Source organism: Halomonas sp. R57-5, from assembly GCF_900070345.1.
Classification (GTDB): domain Bacteria; phylum Pseudomonadota; class Gammaproteobacteria; order Pseudomonadales; family Halomonadaceae; genus Vreelandella; species Vreelandella ventosae_B.
Window position 1 is genome coordinate 1,003,868 of sequence record NZ_LN813019.1, and the last position, 20,647, is coordinate 1,024,514.

Below are 20,647 nucleotides of genomic sequence, written 5' to 3' on the forward strand. Positions count from 1 at the left end.
GGGGAGTTCGGATGCTTTAGCAGACGAGCACCAAGCAATGCTTGAAAACGCTTTGGCATGTGCTGATGAGCCCTCTCGATTAGAGCGTTTGAGCTGTTATGACGACGTATTTAAAACAGCGACCTCATCGGCTGATGAGCGAGAGCTGCCCGATTTATGGTACGCCATTGAACGCCAGGAGAGTGGGCGCGATGACGATGATTTGGGCGTCATCGTTCAGCACGCCGGTGATGATGTGTTGATGAGCGTTCCTGCGTTGGGAMCCACACCGCCACGACCCATTATGGTGATGGCGTGTGAAAAGCAGATCACTCGTTTTCAACTGCATTTGTCAGAGCCCATCGACAATGCACGTGTTGATTTACAGCTACGCACCCATAGCGGCAACGTAAATCAGCAGTGGCGAGTCCGTGATGGTGGTCATGTCATCAATGGTGGTCGAGGGTTGCCCGCCATCGAAACGCTGCGCCAGCTGCTGGGGGCCAATGACGTCACTGTGAATAGCGATGTGCCGAGTCTAGATGGGCTGCGTTTTGATATTACCGATCTCCGCCAACTCATTCAGCCGCTACGCGAAGCGTGTCGTTGGTAAGGGAGAACACTATGCGTATTACAGCTGAAGCTCATCTTGACCCATTATTGGCACCGCTGGCCGGTAACCAACATGACCAGCCGGTGGGTGAACCGCTCGAAGAGTCGAACGACTACCTGGCACTCGATGCTGAAATGATGAAAGTCGGTTCGTTGCAGCACGCTAGCGTCGCCTGGGAAACCGCTGAAACACTGGCTATTCAAATGTTTAGTCAGCGTGGCAAAGACTTGAAAGTGCTAGGCCATTTACTGCACTGCTTGCAGCACGATGGTAACGGAGTGCGCTTTGCGCTCTCACTGCGCTTACTAAGGCGCGCGTTGGAGCAGCCCTGGTGGGAACATGCCTATCCATTTAATGGCCCACGAGGTGCCAAGCTGCGCCCGCGGCTATTTCAGCAATTTACCCAGCGTAGTGTGAAGCTCGCCGCCGGACTTGATTTTCATAACGCTGAAGATGAGTACGAGGCCTGCCAAACCGCACTGACTGAGCTACAGGCGCGAGTAGAGCAGGACTCATTACCCGCAGAAGCATTGAGTGAGCTAAACCGTCAACTAGAGGCTAAGCGGCCGACCCAGCTGTCCTCTTCAGTGAGCGGTAGTAACGCTGCTCAGCAGCAAGAGCGACCCCAAACCTCCGTTAGCCATGATACTCCTCAAGCGGCCTCTGCATTCGCTTCAGACCAAGCGCCCGCAAAAGCGCCAGAGCTGCGTTTAGAGGCGGGAAACGAACGCTCTAATCGCCAGGCACTGCTCAAAATGGCCGATTTTTTGAGCGAACAGTCACCGGGGGAACCGCTTACCTATCGGCTTCGTCGCTACGCAGTCTGGGGGGCAATACAGGCACTACCAGCGGCTAAAGGGGAGGGTAAAACAGAGTTAGCCCCGGTGTCGGCAGACCGTATTGCCGACTACCGTGAAGCACTTGCGCGCGGCGGTGACAGCGAACTCTGGCAACGGATCGAAAACAGCTTAGCGGTAAGCCCTTACTGGCTGGAAGGGCACCGACTAAGTGCTGGACTTGCCAAACAGCTTGGCCATCCACGCTGTGCGGAGGCGATTCGTGATGAAGCGCAACGTTTTGTCGAACGGCTTCCTGGTATCGACGCCCTGGCATTCAACAACGGAACCAAGTTTGTCGACGATGAAACCCAACGTTGGCTATATAACAGCGCATCAGGGGGCAGTGGAGCCGCTGGTAATGGCAGCGATGCGTGGCAGGTGGGTCTCGAGGAGGCTCGCGRCGCGGCGGAGAGTGGCGACATTGGTGCCGCGCTAAAAGTGCTCGATCAAGGTTTGAGTTCTGCTCGCTCACCGCGTGAAAGCACTTATTGGCGTTTAGCCAGTGCCGACCTATTGCACGAGACCGGGCTAGAAAGCCTCGCGCAGCAGCACTACCACACCCTGCATCAGAGCGTGACCGAGCTGGCATTAGAGCACTGGGAGCCTGCGCTGGTATCACGCCTTAAAGCAGCGGTTAAAGAGACGCACTCATAATGTTCATCATTAAAGGGACGAGGGACAAAGGCTAATGTGGTCAACATTAAAATCAAAGCTAAGCCGCTGGGTACCAGGCATGTCGCGGGCACAATCAGCTCAAAATCGTGCCCAGGCGCATGGCAATAAGGCCAAAGGGCTATTACGGCTTTCAACGCTGCTATGGGCAGTACTGCTCATTGCGCTACTGATCGCGATTTGGTGGCTGGGGCCTGGCTGGGAAGTGCGTGGTGTCATGCCGCTCGCGCCGTTAACCAATCGCCTGTTAGCCACGCTGGTGGTGGTCACCGTGATCGCCGTGGTATGGGGGGTACGCTTAGCACGGCGCCTTCGGGCGCTGGATGAAGAGCGGCAGCAAGAGGACGCACGCCAGCAAGATCCTATTATGTCGCAAGTCGAGCGTCAGGAAGCCTCGCTTAACAGTGTATTGAGTGAAATTACCGAGAGCTTGGGCGGCGGTAATAGTAGCCGCTACCGCTTGCCCTGGTACTTGGTCATGGGGGTAGAAAACGCGGGCAAAACCAGCTTGATTAATCGCTCGGGCCAAAATTTCGCGCTTACCCACGTCATGAAGGCGTCTGGTCAAAGCAGCAAGCAAGGACAGCTCGGCTTTGACTGGTGGATTGGCGATAAAGCGGTGTTGATCGACCCTGATGGAGAGCTGCTGACACAAGGCGCTATGGAGGGGGGCGAGCCCCAAGCGTTGCAGAGCCGACTGTGGGATCACTTTGTTGATTGGTTAGAGCGCAATCGCGCCCAGCGCCCGCTGGATGGCGTGGTGCTGGTGCTTGATCTCGCCCGTTTGAGCCATGCTCAGGTGGCGGTACGTAAGGGATATGCGGCGCTGCTACGCAGCCGCTTGCGAGAGTTGATGGAGCGCCACGGTACCCGGCTGCCGGTTTACGTGACGTTTAGCAAAATGGATTTGTTGCACGGCTTTGATGACTTCTTTCGTCACTACTCCCGCGAGGCCCGCCGTGCGCCGCTGGGGTTTACTTTTACCCCGGCCTCGATGGAGACCCCAGGTAAGTGGGAGTCGGAGTTTGAAGCTGACTACGACGCCATGCTGGCGCGTTTGAATCAGCTATTGCCGACTATGTTGTCGGAATGCCGTGACCGCGAAGAGCGTGAATCTGTGTTCCGCTTTGTGCGTCAGTTGGCGGGGCTACGCGATGTGCTGTTCGGCTTCTTGACCGAGGCATTATCGAGTGACCGCTTCTCGACCGCCGCGATGGTTCGCGGTGCTTACTTTACGTCTGTGTATCAGCAAGGCGTTCCCGAAGATCCCTTTGTCGATGCCGCTGCCCGACGTTATGGCATGGATGACAGCGTTCAGCCTGCTCATCGCGCTACCCGCAGCGCGCTCTACTTCACCGAAGAATTATTTGAAAAAGTCATTTACCCCGAAGCAGGGCTGGCAGGTGATAACGCCAGAGTTACCCAGCGTCGTCGCCGTGCCCGCAATATAAGCTTAGCCGCGTGCTTGATGATGGGTATAGGCTTGGTGGGGGGCTGGGCACACTTCTATCAAAAGAACAGCGTGTCCCTGGCCGCCGTCGAAGAGCGTGCAGAAACGTTTTTAACCACCCAGCCTGAGGCGTTTCAAAGTGATGACCCCAGTGGCTATGAGTTTTTAGAGCCGTTAGATAGGCTGCGTTATGCGCTGGAAACGTTCTCTGAATACCGTACGCACACGCCTTACCTTGCGGATATGGGGTTGTATCAGGGCCATATCATTGGTGCTCAGATTGAGCGCGCTTACCTCGCCATGCTTGAGCATCAATTCCTGCCCGCCTTGATGATCGGCATCATGGACGATATGAATCGCACCGAAGAGGGTAGCAACGAGAAACTGGCGCTGCTGCGTGTGCTGCGCATGATGTCGGACGCCAGCGGTCGTCAGCCAGAGCGGGTAGAGCGCTTTATGGCCCAGCGCTGGCAAGGCTACTTCCCCCAGCAGGGCGAGGTTCAAGAGCGCCTCTTAACCCATCTGGACTATGCCTTGGCGCATAGCGATTTAGAGGGGCATATTGCTGAAGGGCAGCAGCGCCCCGCCCAGGCGATGGCTCCCCTTCGCGGCAGCTTGAACGCTGCGCAAGAAGAGCTTTCACGCCAACCCATTGATGAGCGTGTATACGCTGCCTTAAAAGCCGCCGGTGACCGCCAGGGTGAACCGTTGGATTTACGCCGTAGTGTGGGCACCTTGTTTGATACCGTATTTATGGCGCGAAATGATGACCCTGAGCATGTTCGTCTGCCCCACCTGGTTACCCGAGATGGCTTTGAAAACTACTTTTTACAAGAGCTGGAGCGGGCCACAGAGCTGGCATTGATTGATGTGTGGGTACTGGGGCAGCGCGATAATATCAACTTTAGTGAGGCCGATAAGCAGCAGTTGCAAACGGCGCTGCGCGAACATTATGTCAGTGACTACCATGTCAGCTGGCGTGATGCCTTGCGCGATACCCAACTAGTCCCCCTGCCGGATATCCATCAAGCCATCGTGGTGGCCGACGCCCTGGTGGGGGCACAGCGCCCGCTTGATCGGCTATTGGCAGCCGTTGAGCGCAATACCAGCCTTTATCCTGAACTACCCGTTGATGATGAGCAGGCCCGGAAAGCGCTGCAACAGTCACAGCGTTACCAGCTTGCGCTAGCCATTGAGCAGCCCTTCACGCCGATTAATCAGCTCAGCCAGGAGCGTAACGACAATCCCTCATCACTGGAGGAGATCAAGACCGCGGTAACGGCGTTGCGTGACTACTTGCTTGAGATTGAAGAGTCGAGCGATGCCGGCCGTGCTGCTTTCATCAATGTGCGAGACCGGCTCTCGCTACGCGGTGATGACCCGATCTATAACCTACAGCGCATTGCTGACAACACCCCCGAGCCGGTAGGCAGTATGTTGCACGACTTGGCCGATCAGAGCTGGCAACTGATGATGGCGAGTGCAACGCGCCACTTGGAGCACCGCTGGCTAGACGATGTCGTAGCGCCTTACCAAGAGCGCTTGGCAGGACGTTATCCGCTCGCCCCCAATGCCAGCCGTGAAGTGGCGCTGAGCGACTTTGAAGACTTTTTTGCCCCAGAAGGTACGTTAGATGCCTTTTATGAAGAGAGCTTAAAGCCCTTTATTGAAGGTGCCCCGGAGTACTTAGTGGATGCCGAGGGTAATTCACTGCTGCGCGATAGCCTGCACACGGCCATACAGCAGGCTGAGCAGATCCGTCGCGCCTACTTTAGCCGCGATGGCGCGCTGGACGTAGAGTTCGCCCTGGAGCCCATCAGCCTAAGCCCCGATAAGCGGCGCAGTGTGGTCAGCGTGGATGGCCAACTGATCGAATATGCTCACAGTGCTAGTCAGCGTGTTTCGATGATTTGGCCGAATACGCTGCGCGGCGGAACGGAAAGCCGCGTCACCATGGTACCCAGTGAGATTAATCGCTCTCCACGCAGCGTGAGCCAAGATGGCCCCTGGGCGTGGTTCCGGTTATTGGAACAGGCCGATATCACCAGTATTAGTGAACGAGAGCTGGAGCTGCGCTTCAACGTAGATGGCGGCACGATGCGCTATCGTTTGTTTGCCGATGGGGCGCCGAATCCCTTTACGCGGCCATTGGTTGAGGGTTTCCAACTACCGTCAGCACTCTACGCGGAACGAGGTGGCAATGCTGACCAAACTTAAGCGCCTGTTTAGTCCGGGCTCGCCCCAGCCCTCTGCTCGCCAGAGGCGACACGGAGCAAAACGTTCTCGTCCATTAGAAGACGCACGCGAAGAGGATATCGATAGTTTTATCGAGGCCGTCTACCGGGCCGACGCTAAGGGGCACTCTCCTTGGGTACTCCGTGACAGCAGTGTGCTGGAAACCTTGCGCCGGGCGCTGGAATTCACCGTTCATCGCGGCCTGTGGTTGCAGCGGGAAGAGGGGCAGGTAGCCCACTGGCAGGGACGTTTGTTGGCCCTACGCCATGGGGAAGGGCCGCCGCTTGGCATGGTGCTCGCCTGTCGGCCAGATGATGAAGCGGCTTGGCAACTGCGCTTTTTCTACATCGGTCAGGAGTGGAAAGGCAGTGGTCACGGCACACGGCTGCTGATGGCGGTGCGCCGTAGCCTTAATGGCGTACCGCTGCAAACACGCCTGCCACTCGCTTGCCACTCGGCAATTGATAGTCTTGAAGCGGCAGGTTTTAGCCGTCAATTCGTAGACGCTTTTGATGTTGCCAGCTATGAAGCGCCCGCCAAGTGGGATGAATAGGTGGGATGAGTAAGCGGAACCGCAATAAAGGAGTATGCACAATGGGTCAGAAGTTTGTATTAGTGGGTGATATGGGCACCGACCACGATGGCTTTCCACCGACACCGGTCACTGCAGGCAGCGGCACGGTGATGATGGACGGCAAGCCGGTCGCCCGCGTGGGAGATCCCCTGGCGCCGCATGATAAACCCAACCATTCGCCGCACCCGCGTGCCATCGCGCAGGGTTCAAGCACTATTTTAATCGACGGCAAACCGGCAGCACTGACGGGCCACTCGGTGGATTGCGGCGGTGTGGTGATTGGCTCTGGTTCAGGGGAGGGAAGTTGATATGACCACGGGGCTACAATTCACGTTAACACTCCCCGGTGTTGAGGATATCGCGGTGATCGACTTCACTCATCGCGAGGCGCTTTCCCAACCCTTTGAGCTGGTGCTCAATCTGGCCAGCCGTGATGGCAGCCTGGACGCCGCGGAGCTGCTGGATCGTGAGGCGGAACTGACTATCTGGCAGGATGGCGAACCGCTGCGCCGAGTGCACGGTATCGTTAGTGAATTTGGCCAGGGCGACCGCGGCCATCGCCGTACCTTCTACTCGCTGGTGCTGCGCCCAGCGCTCTGGCGGCTTTCGCTGCGTCAGAACTCGCGTATTTTCCAAAAGGTCGACCCGCTCACCATCATTAATACCCTGTGCGATGAGCGGGGTATTACCGATGTTGGATTTGCGGTAAACCGCGACCTAGCCGAGCGTGAGTATTGCGTCCAGTACCGTGAAACCGACCTCACCTTTATTGAGCGCCTAGCCGCTGAAGAGGGGCTGTTCTACTTCCATGAATTTGCAAAGGGTAGCCATCGGCTGATCTTCGCCGATGACCCGCAGATACTTACGAACCTCGGCGAACGCACTTACCACAGCCGCGCCGGTGGCACCGCCCCCACACGCCATGTACGCAAGCTTAGTCATACCGCCCGTGTAGCGGCGGCCACCGCCACCCTGAAAGACTACAGCTTTAAAAACCCGGCCTATGCGCAGTTGCATGAACACCTAGGCCGCGATGTTGAGCAGCACGGCCAAAACGCTGACTACGAGCACTACGACTACCCCGGCCGCTATAAGCAGGACGCCTCCGGCAAGCCCTTTACCCGTATCCGCCTGGAACAGCTACGCCGTGAAGCGCTCACCGCCAACGCCGAAAGTGACCTACCCGAACTCGCCCCTGGCCTGCGCTTTACCCTGTCCGACCACGACACCGACAGCCTCAACCGCGACTGGCAAGCCATTGAAGTAAGCCACTTTGGTGAACAACCCCAGGCGTTGGAAGAAGATGGCATGACTCAGGGTGATGCAAACGGTATGACCCGTTATTACAACCAGGTCACCCTCATCCCCGGCGATGCACCCTGGCGAGCAACCCCGAATCCCAAACCGCGTGTGGATGGCCCCCAGGTCGCCTTCGTGGTCGGCCCCGAAGGCGAAGAAATTCACTGCGACGAACACGGCCGGGTCAAAGTCCAGTTCCCCTGGGACCGCTACGCAGAGCCAAATGATACCGCCAGTTGCTGGGTGCGGGTCGCCCAAGGCTGGGCAGGCGGCGGCTACGGCAGTATCGCCATCCCCCGTATTGGCCATGAAGTCATTATCTCGTTTTTAGAAGGCGATCCGGATCAGCCACTGATCACCGGGCGTACCTACCACGCGGTGAATACCGCACCTTATCCGCTGCCGGAACACAAAACCCGCACCGTCATCCGCACCCAAAGCCACAAGGCCGAAGGCTTCAACGAACTTCGCTTTGAAGACGAAGCAGGCGAAGAGCAAATCTGGCTCCATGCCCAGAAAGATCTGGAGCTGTTAACGCTTAACGACCGCACCGAAGAGATCCAGCACGACAGCCACCTCAAGGTGCACAACGACCGCATCAGCGAGATCGACAACGACGATCACCACACAGTACATAATAATCGCCACACCCAGGTAGACGGCGACGACCACCTGATGATCGACGGCACCCGCCATGAGAAAGTCGGCCAGGCGCAGTTACTGGAAGCAGGACAAGAGATTCATCACAAAGCGGGCATGAAGGTGGTGATCGAGGCAGGCGCGGAAATCACCCTCAAAGCCGGCGGCAGCTTTCTGAAAATCGACCCCAGCGGCGTCACCATCGTCGGCCCGCAGGTCAAGATTAACTCTGGGGGGAGTCCTGGATCGGGAAGTGGGCAGGCTGCGCAGGGGCCGCAGCTGCCAAGTCAAGCAACTGCAGAAACACATGAAGCTATTCCACACGTGACGCATGAAGCATTGCTGGAAGCCTCGGCAGTAGAGGCCAGCATCATCCAGTTATGCCAAAAGCAAACCGATGGCAGTTGCCCGCTGGCTGACTGTCCTTGCCTGGCTAGGGTTAGCTGATAATGCGCTACGCAGTAAAATTGCCGGAGCAAAGGAAGCAGCGTTATTGGTTGGTCGATACCGGAAGCCTTCCCGAGGGGGAGGTGTTACGTCGTTACTATGCAGAGGCGACTCAACCCACGTTTCGCTGGCTTTACGACGATACGGCTTATCAAGGGGTCAGAAATAGCGGCCCGGTGTTACTTGATATCACTCAAAATAGCGACTTTTGGCAACAATGCTGCACCGATTGGGTGGGAATAGCCGCGTCGGTAGTGATTGACACAAACGAGACCCTAGATGAGCTGCAACAGCGTTTAGCAACGCATCTAACCATACACACCTCAGGGAATGGAAAGGGATTGCTGCGGTTTCACGAGCCAGCGGTCTTACATCTCTTGCTAGGCGAAGAGCAACTTTCTCCGGCCGGTCGACTGACGCTGATGGGCAAAGACACGACATGGTATTGGGCGCTTTGTCTAAGCCAGGGAACGATCATTCATGAGCATTGTTCCTCAGTTAACAGCGAGGACATTACGCCCAACCAGGCATTAAGGTTAGACGACGTTACCCAACAGCGACTGACCAGCTTGAGGCAGTTTTCCCGATTGATGCCGTTAATGGGTGATGCTATTGATCGTTTCGTTCTGTTGCAAAGTGAGGACGAGATCACATCCCTCTGGCGGGCGCTTGAGCAGTATTGGGGTGCCACTTGGCAAACCCATTTGCCACGCAAGCAAGCCGTTGAAAACGCGCGGGATATGCTGGTAAGCAGTAACGCACTCGAACAATTCATTGATGAGTTGGGCGCGTATGTGCAGAGCTCCTCTCTCGATGCGATGAGATGACAAAGGATACAGAAATGTCACAGAATCATGCGTGCAGCCCAAAGGCCATCTATCTAGAAATGACCGGCCAACATGACGATAACCACCAGAATGAATACTGGCTTTATCAGGGGGACAATGCAGTTGAACTCCTGGCAGAAGGAGATGCGTCAGAGGGGCGTTTCGGGCCCATCGTCGAGTCGCAGAAAGAGTTTTTTGAAGAAGAGCTGGCAGACTATCGACTGGTACAAAAGATAGGCGATATTGAAGTMCCGCTACTGGAGGTGGAAGAGGTCTCACAATGTGGTCTGATTCCCAAGCAGCGGGCGTTCCAGCATAACCTCATGGTGTCGACCGTACCCATGCTGTATCTCGACCACCAGGAAATAGCGGGAGGGCCGTGCCGTGGTGGTTTCATTTACGTATTTCTGAAAGGCCGACTAATTCGTGAACTGGTAGTCACCAGCCTCGTGAATGGGGTATTACAATTTCTCGATAGCGATATTGCGACCTACCGTAAGCAGGGCGAGGTACCTACAGTACGTGAGTTTTCTGGGCCTGCCTTGGCGCATCTACACTTGCCTCTTAAGCTCAATGGTGAGACGGCCAATGTGCGGCTAGCCTTCTCTGATCACCCTTGGCCCTGGGCGCATATCGAGCAGTTAGAAGCCAACCCGCACCTCATTGAGAAACGCTGCCAGCCATGGGCAATGAACGAGTCTGCGTTGACCAATATGCTCCAGGGGCGGATGCGTAACTTCTACGCACATGGCCTCGAGGTCAATCGTGACGAATGTAGCGGTAAAGCCTTATTGGACTGGTTGCCGCCCATGCGCCCACGCGATGCGGTATATGAGCAAGCATGGGGTAGCCCAAGAGGCTATATTGAAGACCCGACGGCAGAAGGCTGGAGGACACTAATCGACCAGCTTGAGTCAGAACGTGCCTTTTTCGATTCCGATGAGGAAAACGCAACGCTCCCGGATATCGATATGGCGAAAAGGCAGCGTAATTTCTCGCCAGGGCTGCGTGGGACGCTGTTGCAACAGTGGTGCAACCCCCTAAGGCCTGATAATGAACAGGCCGAAGAAGCACAGTTAGCGCTTATAAAAGCGCCCACAGCGACAAACGATTGTTTAGCACCGTTACGCGATCAGCAGCTCTGCTGTGTCTTCCTACGTGACCCTAAGCAGGCAGCCGAACATCTGATTGCCGACATCCAAGCCACGACCGAATTGCTGATGGTGCTGGCGGAGAGCATGAAGTACCACCCTCATGGCGCCTCGGCGGAGCTAGTACACGCCAATTGTTTTATGGCTGAAGGGCCGGATGGTGAAAGCAACCCGCGCTACCTTGATGAGTGGTTTGACCTTAAGCTTGACCGCGGCCGGGATAGCCTGTTTTGTCGGCTAGTCAAAATGGAAGAGCGCCGCCTTGCTCGGTTAAGGCGCGATGAGGCCCTCGCAGCCCTTGCCGAATTGCTGGATGATGTCTCGCCAGGGGCACTTACTCATGCGTTGCATGATGCCATGCTATTCGATGACCTCAATCTGCTCGAACCCTACGTTATTTTGGCGCGAAGTATCGATATACTGCTAAATGGGTTGCGCCCCTTTGACCCCAAAGGCACCACCGAAGAGCTCGCCGACTACCGCTCCCCCGAGCGTTGTCGAGCTACCCTTGATATCCTCTATGAAGGTAAACATCCCGCCTCAACGTTCTTCTTCAAGGCGGCGCTGTGCGATGTAGATGACAGCTGGGGTGAAGCCTATGAACGAGACCTGGCTCGAATCACTCAGGCTTCGCAGCAAATACTTTCTCAGGAAGCCAGCGCGGCCACGATGACGGCAGATGGCCTGCTGGCCCTCCAGAACCAGCTTGTCGAAGAGACAAACCCCACGGCGGATGCTATGCGCCGTATTCTGAACGGTGCCGATGCTATTGTCATCAGCACATTACCTCCGCTGGTTGCCGCGATTCCCTGGCTCAAGCTTGGCCAGACCATGTCTGTGGATATCGCTTCGGACTATGCTGATCTAAAAGGCGCCTTAGGAGGGGGGCTCTCGATCAAGGCCGAACTAGAGAACGGCAGGATTGTCTGGTTTGCTCCGCGCGAATTCCAAGTGGCTACCGCCGAGATGGCCCAGGCCAGTGCAGCCCTGCAGGCCTCGGCGACCACCAATGCGCTAGGCGGCAATGCTGTCTCATCCCCCGGAAACCAGACTGTTCGAGTAACGGGGCGTGAAACGGGCGAATGGCGTTTTTATGGCGCGCGTACAGGTTATACGGCTTTTTGGGCTGTTTTGGTAGTACTAGAAGCAGGTAACCTCTTGGGAGGGCTTGAGAAAGTAGGCCGCGAGGGGGGAGCTGTAAATGCAGCAAAATTAGGAAGTGCAGTTTTAGATGGTTTGTTGTTAAGTGCCCAAGGGTTAAAGTTGGCAAATAGTCAGTGGGGTTGGTCAGTTCGAATTAATAACGTACTCGATAACCCCTACTTGAAAGATGAAAGCTGGCAAAAGGCCATGGGGGATGCAGGACAAGTTAGGGGAGGCCTGACGCTGATTGCAGGTCTGTTGACCACTATGCTGGTTGCTCATGATGCCCATGAGCTTGCTCAACGTGGCGAACACCGAACTGCACGTTTGACAGCAGCTCAAGCTGGTGCGATGGGTGTAGCTACAGTTTACGGCTCCGGCTTTGGTGAAGCCGCCGAGCGTGTCTCTAAAGCTCAGCTAGCGCGTTATCAATTGCTTAACCGTGTGCTTGGCTGGGKGGGTACATCAAGGCCCGTGCCCATCACCGTGATTAGCCTTGCGGCCTCTGTTTTCTTTCAGTTCCTGGCAACCAACAGCCGTGATGATGGCTTCTCTCTTTGGGTGCAGTACGGACCCTTCGGCAGTCGCCGTGATGAACTGGAATCGCGCTTGGCCCAGCTCGCCGCCCAAGAGGAGGACCAGGATTCAGCCGCCATTCATGATTACTTGGTACAGCTAAAAGGAGCCAGCCCCCATCAAGCTTATTTGTACCTGCTACAGGGGCTGCATGACACCTATGCTGAACTGGTCTCTCCTCGAACGTTAACGGAGCGATCACGACGCTTTGCGGACTGTGATATCGCGGTCAAATTCAGCTGCGCCGGGTTACGCTATGGCGAGTTCCAGCTCCCCCCTCTAGGCGTCAGCGCCGACTACCTGGCGCCGGTGCCTGATATGGGCTTCACCTATCAGTATTACCCTGTCGTAAAGGGTCAGCGTTTAATAGCCTCTGCGGAGGCAGAAGACCCTGAAGATAAAGCTATCCGTTATCTGGGTATTAGCTTGCCCCGCGAATGGCGGCGCATGGGGATTCCCAGCTCACATTTAGGTGTGGACCCCCGCTGGTTGCGCAATAGCCGTGGCCGTTTTCAGCATGAGCCTGATTACAGGCAGGAGTATCACCAGAAAGCCAACTTGGTGCGTCTGAACCTTGATGACCTAACGGGGCAGGGCTCCATTCAGTTCTGGGATAGAGCTAAGAGACAATATCAAACTATCGAGGACGAAATGACCTTTACCACGCACCCCTCGTCGTTAACCTGGGTATGGAATCAGCAAGGAGGCCGCCGGTGAGTTCACACAAGGAACCGCTAACGCCAGCAGATGGCTACGCCGAAACCGCCTACCGCGCCGATGCGCTTCCCGAGCAGAGCTACGCTCCTCAAAATGAGATGTTGCGTGGGCGCATCCTTGAAACCCGCCTGCCTTGGGGCAATTATCTGGGGGTAAACCCCACTAATAATCAGTATTCGGAAATCTGGTTTAAAGAGTATCAATACATTGGTGATGATTATCATGACTACACCATGATCAATGAGTCGCGCTGGTCACAGCGTGTTGATGAAGATGTTAACGATCTTTATCGCATTGCTAGATTCTTTTTTGTTATTTTTTCTCACCTTTTTAGTTTTGTAGGAGGAGGGGGGGGGATACTAACCGGTGTGGCTATAATTACAGCAGTTCTTGGAAGTTTAGCCTCTCTTGTATATGGAAACAGCGAGTTTCCTTGGGGTTTTATAAAGCTGATATTTTGGGTGGCTACTATCTGTGGCATTGCAACTTTATTGCGCTATTTTTGGGAAAAACATTCCATTAAGTTTTATAAGAGAAACCGCAATTGGTCGAATGACTATGCCTTGTGCCGGCATACAGGCATGGTTAAGACGGATATAGGAAACTTTCCTTTTTATGAATTTGATGCCTATATCGAAATGCGGGTAGGTACTCAGGGCTCCCAGTTCCATTCCTTGAAACTGATCCATCGCTACCCCCATCGTAGTCGTCTTCCGCATAGTGAAAGTTCCCTTGAATTTGATTTTACTGTTGGTGGCAGCATTGCCCAGTTATACGCCACTTGGGATATGCTTCAGCGCTATATGGATGTCTCTCAGCCATTGCCAGATATTCCTCAAGTTGAACCCTTCCGTCATCTAGACCCGACCACCAAGGCCTACGACGAAGCGGGTAAGCGTGGTCGTCCCGCTACCTACTGGCGTGATTTATATACCCATAGCAGCGAGGAGGAGCTCAAGGCATTGCGCGAGGCGCACCGCGCCGAGGTGGATGCTACCCACTGGGGCGGTCGCCCAGACCTAATGGAACTCTCCGTACCCAACTACCGCGAAACCCGCAAGGGCGAGCCGGAAGACGTCAACGACTTTGGGCGCTTTCCCTGGAAGGCGGGCAAGTTCGTTGACCGGCCAGAAACGACCCCGTCTGAGGATTCACAGGATCAGCAGCAGAACGACGCCCCTCCGCGCTGAGAGCTAAACCAGCACACATGCATTGGTTATCCGCCTGGGAAGGCAGCAATTGCCTTCCCAGGCTGTAGCGTGGGTATTCCCAGGTAGACCCACGCTGGTTGCGCCATAGCCGTGAGCGTTTCCAGCATGAGCCTGATTACAGGCAGGAGTATCACCAGAAAGCCAATCTGGTGAGGTTGTATCTTGATGACCTAACAGGCCAGGGTTCCATACAGTACTGGGACCAGGCAAATAGACAATATCAAGCTATCGAGGACGAAATGACCTTTACCACGCACCCCTCGTCTTTAACCTGGGTATGGAATCAGCAAGGAGGCCGCCGGTGAGTTCACACAAGGAACCGCTAACGCCAGCAGATGGCTACGCCGAAACCGCCTACCGCGCCGATGCTATCCCCGAGCAGAGTTATGCGCCCAAAAACGAGAGGCTGCGTGGGCGTATTTTGGAAACTCGTCTGCCTTGGGGCAGTTATCTAGATATAAACCCTACTACTTATCAATACTCGGATCTTTGGTTTAGGGAGTATCAATATATCGGCGATGATTATCATGACTACACCATGATCAATGAGTCACGTTGGTCTAAACGAGTCGATGAAGATGTCAACGATCTATACCGAATCGCTAGATTCTTTTTTGTCATTTTTTCCCATGGCTTTAGTTTTAAGGGGGGGGGGAGGCTGGTTTATTTTTGGTGTGACGGCTGTTTGTACACTGCTGTTCATATTTGCAGCTGATACATTACTCCAAGCATTTACTCCCTTAGCTATCGTAACTGCGGTTTGTGGTACGGCAACTCTCCTCCGTCAGCTTTGGGAGAAGCATGAGATAAGATTTTACAAAGGCAACCGCAACTGGTCGGATAATTATGCTTTCTGTCGTCGTACAGGTTTGATCAATACAGAAATTGGTAACTTTTCATTTTACGAATTTGATGCTTATATTGAAATGACTGGGGGCGCCCAGGGGTCGCAGTTTCATTCCTTTAAATTAATTCATCGTTACCCTCACCGAAGCCGTCTTCCTCATACCAAAGATCCACTTGAGTTTAGCTTTGCTGTGGATGGCAGTATTGCCCAGCTATACGCTGCTTGGGATATGCTGCAGCGCTATATGGACGTTAGTCAGCCGCTACCGGATATCCCCCAGGTAGAGCCCTTCCGTCACCTCGACCTCACTACCAAGGCCTACGACGAAGCGGGTAAGCGTGGTCGTCCCGCTACCTACTGGCGTGATTTATATACCCATAGCAGCGAGGAGGAGCTCAAGGCATTGCGCGAGGCGCACCGCGCCGAGGTGGATGCTACCCACTGGGGCGGTCGCCCAGACCTAATGGAACTCTCCGTACCCAACTACCGCGAAACCCGCAAGGGCGAGCCGGAAGACGTCAACGACTTTGCCCGCTTTCCCTGGAAGGCGGGCAAGTTCGTTGACCGGCCAGAAACGACCCCCTCTGAGGATTCACAGGATCAGCAGTAGAGCGACGAACACCCGCGCTAAGCGCTAATAAGGCAAAAATTCATTGGTTATCCGCCGGTAGGCGGCGGTTGCCTTGCTAGGCGCTGCAGCCCAATTAAATACTCACCAGCCTAGGCGAACGCACCCACTACAGCTTCGCCAAGGTCTATCTCGAAGAAACGTCACCTTCAGCTTGAGGTAATAGGCGTGTCAGGCCGAGAGTATGCTCGACGGTATTGAATCAATAACCCAGCAGAGGAGAATTAAAGCAGTGAATGAAAAAGAATCTATTGAAAAGCAAGATAAAGCCTTAATTGAAAGCATTGATTTTGAGTGCCCCGCATGTGGCTGTTGTTTTTGCGAGGAGTCACAGTGGATTACCGAACTTTTGAAAGCCGATATGGCCACTTGCCCGCATTGTGAAAGCGATCTATTAATCGGAACCGAAGACAAGGATCGTCTAACGAGCACTATGAAGAAAAAAGAGCGATTCGGAAAGGCAATGTTTGTCTTTATGGTGCCCTACATCATCGTAGGATTTATCGTCTCCCTCTCATTCGGCGGACTCGGCTTTATGCTTTATATGCCCGTCGGACTTTTGGCTTTTTCTTTACTGAAAATGCTATTTGATAATCAGCCGGATCTAACGATAAGTCTGAAATCAGCCACATAACTGAAAGCTATCTATTCAATCGAAAGTTAGGTGCTCGGCACCATTTTAAGGGGCGTTTGCGTGTTTCCATTAAGTTTTAAGAAGTCTTTTGACATTGAGTTTATCCAATCGCTGTATGACCGGCTAGTAAGCCATGATGACTCTCTAAAGCTAATACTCAGAACAAAGAGTGGGCGAAAGACCGATGATCCCAGCAAGGCCGGCATTGGCGAAATTCGCAATGCCAGCAACAAGCAGCTGTTTGGGATGAGTGCGAAGGAAGGCATAGTCCACACGAAGCAAGCGGGGGTGCTCCAAGCCCCTTTGTTTGACTTTCTGAGTGAGCGTGGCATCCACCAACAGGAGGTCAGTCCGGATATCGGCGTCGCTTGTGTTCTTCTTTATGTTGTTTTGGTTGCCGGCGGTGGGTTGCTATATACCACTCACAATAATGCCGAGTTTCTCTACCCCTATCTGCTGGGCTGTGTGGCCTCCGTCCTCTCAGGACTCGCATTGATATCTTATGCTTACAAGCCTGGCCAAAAGAAGTGGTCCATCCCCGCTATGGTACTCCTCGCTATCGGTGCCTTACCCACCGCCCCTTCGAGCCTGCTGGCATTACCGATGATCAATTACCTGGGGCGGGCCAAACTACATAAGATACTTAACCAGGGTGAGACAGACACAAAGACAATCAATACTTAGTCTCATGCATGCAGCAACCAATACCACGCCGTCCTCAGGAGCAGTTGTGCCTCCCGCTTTGCACTGACGGTTCCCATAACCCTGGAAGAGTGAGGATATGTGTATGTGGTTTATTCAACCCAGGCGGACTATAGCGTCCAAATACCCTGAAGCATGTGAACGCATGCACCAACGGCTAAACAGAAGGCTCATTCCACGAGTACCTTCCTGTGAAAGCTAGCGAATATTCCATAAAGCTATAAGCACCTTTCAATAAAGAATTTCCCGCGCTCTACAGCTATCGTTAGGCTTATAACTATTGTCCATGTCTTCCAAAAGCGCCTGTTTGTTAACAGGCGCTTTTGGTGCTGCTAAAGGTGAATATATGTCTACAACGACGGTTGCTGCGCCGCAGAGCTATCGCGTGCCGCTGATCGCCACGGCGGCGATTGTTTTAGGCGCGTTGCTGGTGGGCGTGGTGTTTGACGCCAATATTGGTCTGCTGATGATTGTCGGTGGTCTATTTGGCATGGTGCTGTATCACGCGGCGTTTGGTTTTACCTCAGCGTGGCGGGTATTTATTACTGAGCGGCGGGGGCGTGGCCTGCGCGCGCAGATGGTGATGCTGGCCATCGCCGTGCTGCTGTTTTTCCCTGCCTTGGGGGCAGGCACCTTGTTTGGTAACGAGGTGTCGGGCTTTGTGGCGCCCATTGGTATCTCCGTGCTGGTGGGGGCATTCCTGTTCGGTGTGGGCATGCAGTTGGGCGGCGGCTGTGCCTCGGGCACGCTGTTTACCGCGGGCGGCGGTAACGCTCGTATGTTGATTACGCTGGTGTTCTTTATTGTCGGCTCGGTGATTGGCTCCGCGCATTTTGCCTGGTGGCAGAGCTTGCCCGCTTTTCAGCCGGTATCACTGGTCAACGTCGCTGGGGTAAGCGGGGGCGTGGCCATTAGCTTGGTGCTGTTTGCTGCTATTGCGGCGTTTACCTGGGTGATGGAGAAGCGTCGCCACGGTCAGTTAGAGCAGGCGCCTAACGTTGATAAACATGGTTATGAGCGTTGGCTGACGGGGCCTTGGCCGTTAGTGGCGGGCGCGGTGGCGCTGGCGCTGCTCAACTTTGCCACTTTGGCGCTGGCAGGACGCCCTTGGGGAATTACCTCTGCGTTTGCGCTGTGGGGGGCTAAAGGCTTTGAGCTGGTGGGCGGCGATGTCAGCCAGTGGGGCTATTGGCAGTCTCCGGGCAATGCCGCGGCCCTTGAGGCCAGCGTATGGAGCGATATTACCACGGTGATGAACGTGGGCATTATGCTGGGCGCGCTGGCTGCGGCCAGCTTGGCAGGTCGCTTTGCACCTAACTTCAAAATCCCGTTGAAATCTATCTTAGCCGCGATCATTGGCGGCCTCCTGCTGGGCTACGGTGCACGCTTGGCGTATGGCTGCAACATTGGCGCTTACTTCAGCGGCATTGCGTCTGGCAGCCTGCACGGTTGGGTGTGGCTGGTAGCGGCATTTGCGGGCAACATGTTTGGCGTTAAGCTGCGGCCGTTCTTCTTCGCTGGTGTGGAGGGGCGTAAACCCACCGCTAAAACGAGCTAAGAGATCGCTAGATCGCTAATTTAATATCGGCATCACGCCTCGGTTTAGGTCTCCTAAACCGAGGCGTTTTTTTATCAACATGGCCTCTCTCTTCCACCTTTGTCGCAGGAGCATGTTACATTACGCTCAAACGCCGCAAACGCCCGATGTTGCTGCATTGCAGCAGTGATTGACATAAAAAAGAGAGTGCTTATGACTACCCAGAGTAGACGCCCCCTATACCTTCCTTACGCCGGTCCTTCTTTGCTCGAAATGCCGCTATTGAACAAAGGCAGCGCGTTTACTCAGCAGGAGCGCTTGGCGTTTAACCTGATTGGTTTACTGCCACAAAAGGTGGAAACCATTGAGGATCAGCTGGAGCGGGTCTATCGCCAGTACCAGCAATGCCATAGTGATCTTGAAAAGCATATTCACCTGCGTGCCATTCAAGATGACAACGAAACGCTCTATTTCCGCTTGGTCTCCCAGCATCTAGAAGAGATGCTGCCGATTATTTACACCCCGACGGTGGGGCAGGCGTGTCAGGAATTCTCCAATATTTATCGTAACCACCGCGGCCTGTTTATTAGTTACCCTGACCGCGAACATATGGATGACATCCTGCGCAGCGCCACCAAAGATAACGTCAAAGTGATCGTAGTGACGGACGGTGAGCGTATTCTTGGCCTGGGCGACCAGGGTATCGGTGGCATGGGTATCCCGATTGGAAAACTGGCGCTGTATACCGCCTGTGGCGGTATTAGCCCCGCCTATACGCTGCCGATCATGATTGATGTGGGCACCAACAACAAAGCGCTGCTGGATGACCCCATGTACATGGGCTGGCGCCATGAGCGAGTAGGCCAAGAAGAGTATGATGCTTTCATGGCGGAGTTTATTGCTGCTGTGAAGCGCCGCTGGCCGAACGTACTGCTGCAGTTTGAGGACTTTGCTCAGGCCAATGCGGTGCCGTTGCTAGAGCGCTACCGCAACGAGCTTTGCTGCTTCAACGACGACGTGCAGGGAACTGCTTCCGTGGTCGTGGGTACGCTAATGGCGGCTTGCCAGGCTCGCGAAGAAACCATTGCCCAGCAGCGGGTGGTGTTTGTGGGCGGTGGCTCGGCGGGTTGTGGAATCGCTGAGCAGGTGGTCGTCGCGATGGAAGCCGAAGGCTTGACCGAGAGCGAGGCACGGGCGCGCATTTTCGTTGTTGATCGCGATGGCTTGATGACCAGCGATCAAGAGTGGCAGCGTGACTTCCAGCGCCGTTTAGCCCACGACCCTTCGCTAGTGGCGGAGTGGAATGGCCAGGGGCTGGAAGAGACGATTGCTCAGATCAAACCAACAGTGCTGATCGGTGTTTGCGGCCAGCGCGGTATCTTCACCGAGCAGGTGGTGCGCACCATGCATGCGGGCTGTGAACATCCGGTCATTATGCCGCTGTCTAATCCTACCTCCCAAGCAGAGGCGGTGCCGGAGGATGTTATCCGCTGGACCGACGGGCAGGCGTTAGTGGCCACCGGCAGTCCCTTCGCGCCGGTTGTTTACAATGGCCGCACTTACCCGATTGCCCAGTGCAACAATGCCTATATTTTCCCAGGTATCGGTTTGGGCGTGATTGCTGCCAGTGCCAATCGAGTCACCGATGAGATGCTAATGAGCGCCTCGCGGGCGCTGGCCCGTGAAGCGCCGCTGGTGAAAGAGGGCAAAGGKGCATTGCTGCCGCCGCTGTCGCGTATTCGCGATATCAGCAAGTCGATTGCTTTTGAAGTGGCGGCGCAGGCGCAGCAGAACGGTGTGGCGTTAAAAACCAGTGGTACGACATTGCGCGAGCTGATCGAAAAAGCGTCCTGGTCGCCGGATTACCGTACCTACCGTCGTCGCGCTTTTTAAGCACTCGGCTAAAAAAAAGCCCCCACCGAAGTGG

The 20,647-nt window shown here is 54.9% G+C and carries 15 protein-coding genes; all 15 read left to right on the forward strand.

From position 1 onward, the window contains the following. The first annotated feature begins 37 nt into the window (after positions 1 to 37). The 15 genes from vasI to HALO_RS04605 all read left to right on the forward strand — a co-directional run bounded on the left by vasI (position 38) and on the right by HALO_RS04605 (position 20,613). A complete protein-coding gene (gene vasI / locus HALO_RS04535; protein WP_231896808.1) occupies positions 38 to 592 on the forward strand; it encodes a type VI secretion system-associated protein VasI in 555 nt (184 codons plus the stop codon). Between the two features lie 11 nt (positions 593 to 603). Next, complete coding sequence (gene tssA, locus HALO_RS04540) at positions 604 to 2,085, forward strand: type VI secretion system protein TssA (RefSeq protein WP_050713117.1); 1,482 nt, start codon at positions 604 to 606, stop codon at positions 2,083 to 2,085. A gap of 79 nt (positions 2,086 to 2,164) precedes the next feature. Further along, positions 2,165 to 5,770: a type VI secretion system membrane subunit TssM gene (gene tssM, locus HALO_RS04545; RefSeq protein WP_231896809.1), complete on the forward strand. Its 3,606-nt coding sequence runs from the start codon at positions 2,165 to 2,167 to the stop codon at positions 5,768 to 5,770. Continuing rightward, positions 5,754 to 6,341, forward strand: a complete 588-nt coding sequence (locus tag HALO_RS04550; protein ID WP_035580441.1) for a hypothetical protein — start codon at positions 5,754 to 5,756, stop codon at positions 6,339 to 6,341. Before tssM ends, HALO_RS04550 begins: the two co-directional genes overlap by 17 nt. 41 nt (positions 6,342 to 6,382) lie before the next feature. Next, on the forward strand, positions 6,383 to 6,670 hold the full coding sequence (locus HALO_RS04555; protein WP_035580438.1) for a type VI secretion system PAAR protein: 288 nt from the start codon (positions 6,383 to 6,385) through the stop codon (positions 6,668 to 6,670). 1 nt (position 6,671) lies between these two features. Beyond that, positions 6,672 to 8,747 carry a type VI secretion system Vgr family protein gene (locus HALO_RS04560; RefSeq protein ID WP_035580435.1) on the forward strand — a complete coding sequence of 692 codons (2,076 nt, stop codon included), beginning with the start codon at positions 6,672 to 6,674 and terminating at the stop codon, positions 8,745 to 8,747. Between the two features lie 2 nt (positions 8,748 to 8,749). Further along, positions 8,750 to 9,574 (forward strand): DUF4123 domain-containing protein, encoded by an 825-nt coding sequence (locus HALO_RS04565; RefSeq protein ID WP_035580432.1) that lies wholly within the window; start codon positions 8,750 to 8,752, stop codon positions 9,572 to 9,574. Between the two features lie 14 nt (positions 9,575 to 9,588). Further along, a complete protein-coding gene (locus HALO_RS04570) occupies positions 9,589 to 13,161 on the forward strand; it encodes a hypothetical protein (protein WP_050713118.1) in 3,573 nt (1,190 codons plus the stop codon). Continuing rightward, positions 13,158 to 14,351 carry a hypothetical protein gene (locus HALO_RS04575; protein WP_050713119.1) on the forward strand — a complete coding sequence of 398 codons (1,194 nt, stop codon included), beginning with the start codon at positions 13,158 to 13,160 and terminating at the stop codon, positions 14,349 to 14,351. The genes HALO_RS04570 and HALO_RS04575 overlap by 4 nt, the downstream gene beginning before the upstream one ends. Before the next feature lie 322 nt (positions 14,352 to 14,673). Beyond that, positions 14,674 to 15,087 carry a hypothetical protein gene (locus HALO_RS04580; protein ID WP_035580426.1) on the forward strand — a complete coding sequence of 138 codons (414 nt, stop codon included), beginning with the start codon at positions 14,674 to 14,676 and terminating at the stop codon, positions 15,085 to 15,087. A gap of 322 nt (positions 15,088 to 15,409) precedes the next feature. After that, entirely contained in the window at positions 15,410 to 15,829 is a 420-nt protein-coding gene (locus tag HALO_RS23040) for a hypothetical protein (protein ID WP_152561134.1), read from the forward strand. A 202-nt stretch (positions 15,830 to 16,031) separates the two neighbouring features. Next, positions 16,032 to 16,481, forward strand: coding sequence for a hypothetical protein (locus HALO_RS04590; protein ID WP_035580422.1), 450 nt, complete (start codon positions 16,032 to 16,034; stop codon positions 16,479 to 16,481). Positions 16,482 to 16,541: 60 nt separating this feature from the next. Further along, positions 16,542 to 17,165, forward strand: a complete 624-nt coding sequence (locus HALO_RS04595) for a hypothetical protein (protein WP_035580416.1) — start codon at positions 16,542 to 16,544, stop codon at positions 17,163 to 17,165. A gap of 364 nt (positions 17,166 to 17,529) precedes the next feature. Beyond that, positions 17,530 to 18,741 (forward strand): YeeE/YedE family protein, encoded by a 1,212-nt coding sequence (locus tag HALO_RS04600; RefSeq protein ID WP_035580413.1) that lies wholly within the window; start codon positions 17,530 to 17,532, stop codon positions 18,739 to 18,741. Between the two features lie 192 nt (positions 18,742 to 18,933). After that, positions 18,934 to 20,613, forward strand: a complete 1,680-nt coding sequence (locus HALO_RS04605; RefSeq protein ID WP_035580410.1) for an NAD-dependent malic enzyme — start codon at positions 18,934 to 18,936, stop codon at positions 20,611 to 20,613. Positions 20,614 to 20,647: the final 34 nt, after the last annotated feature.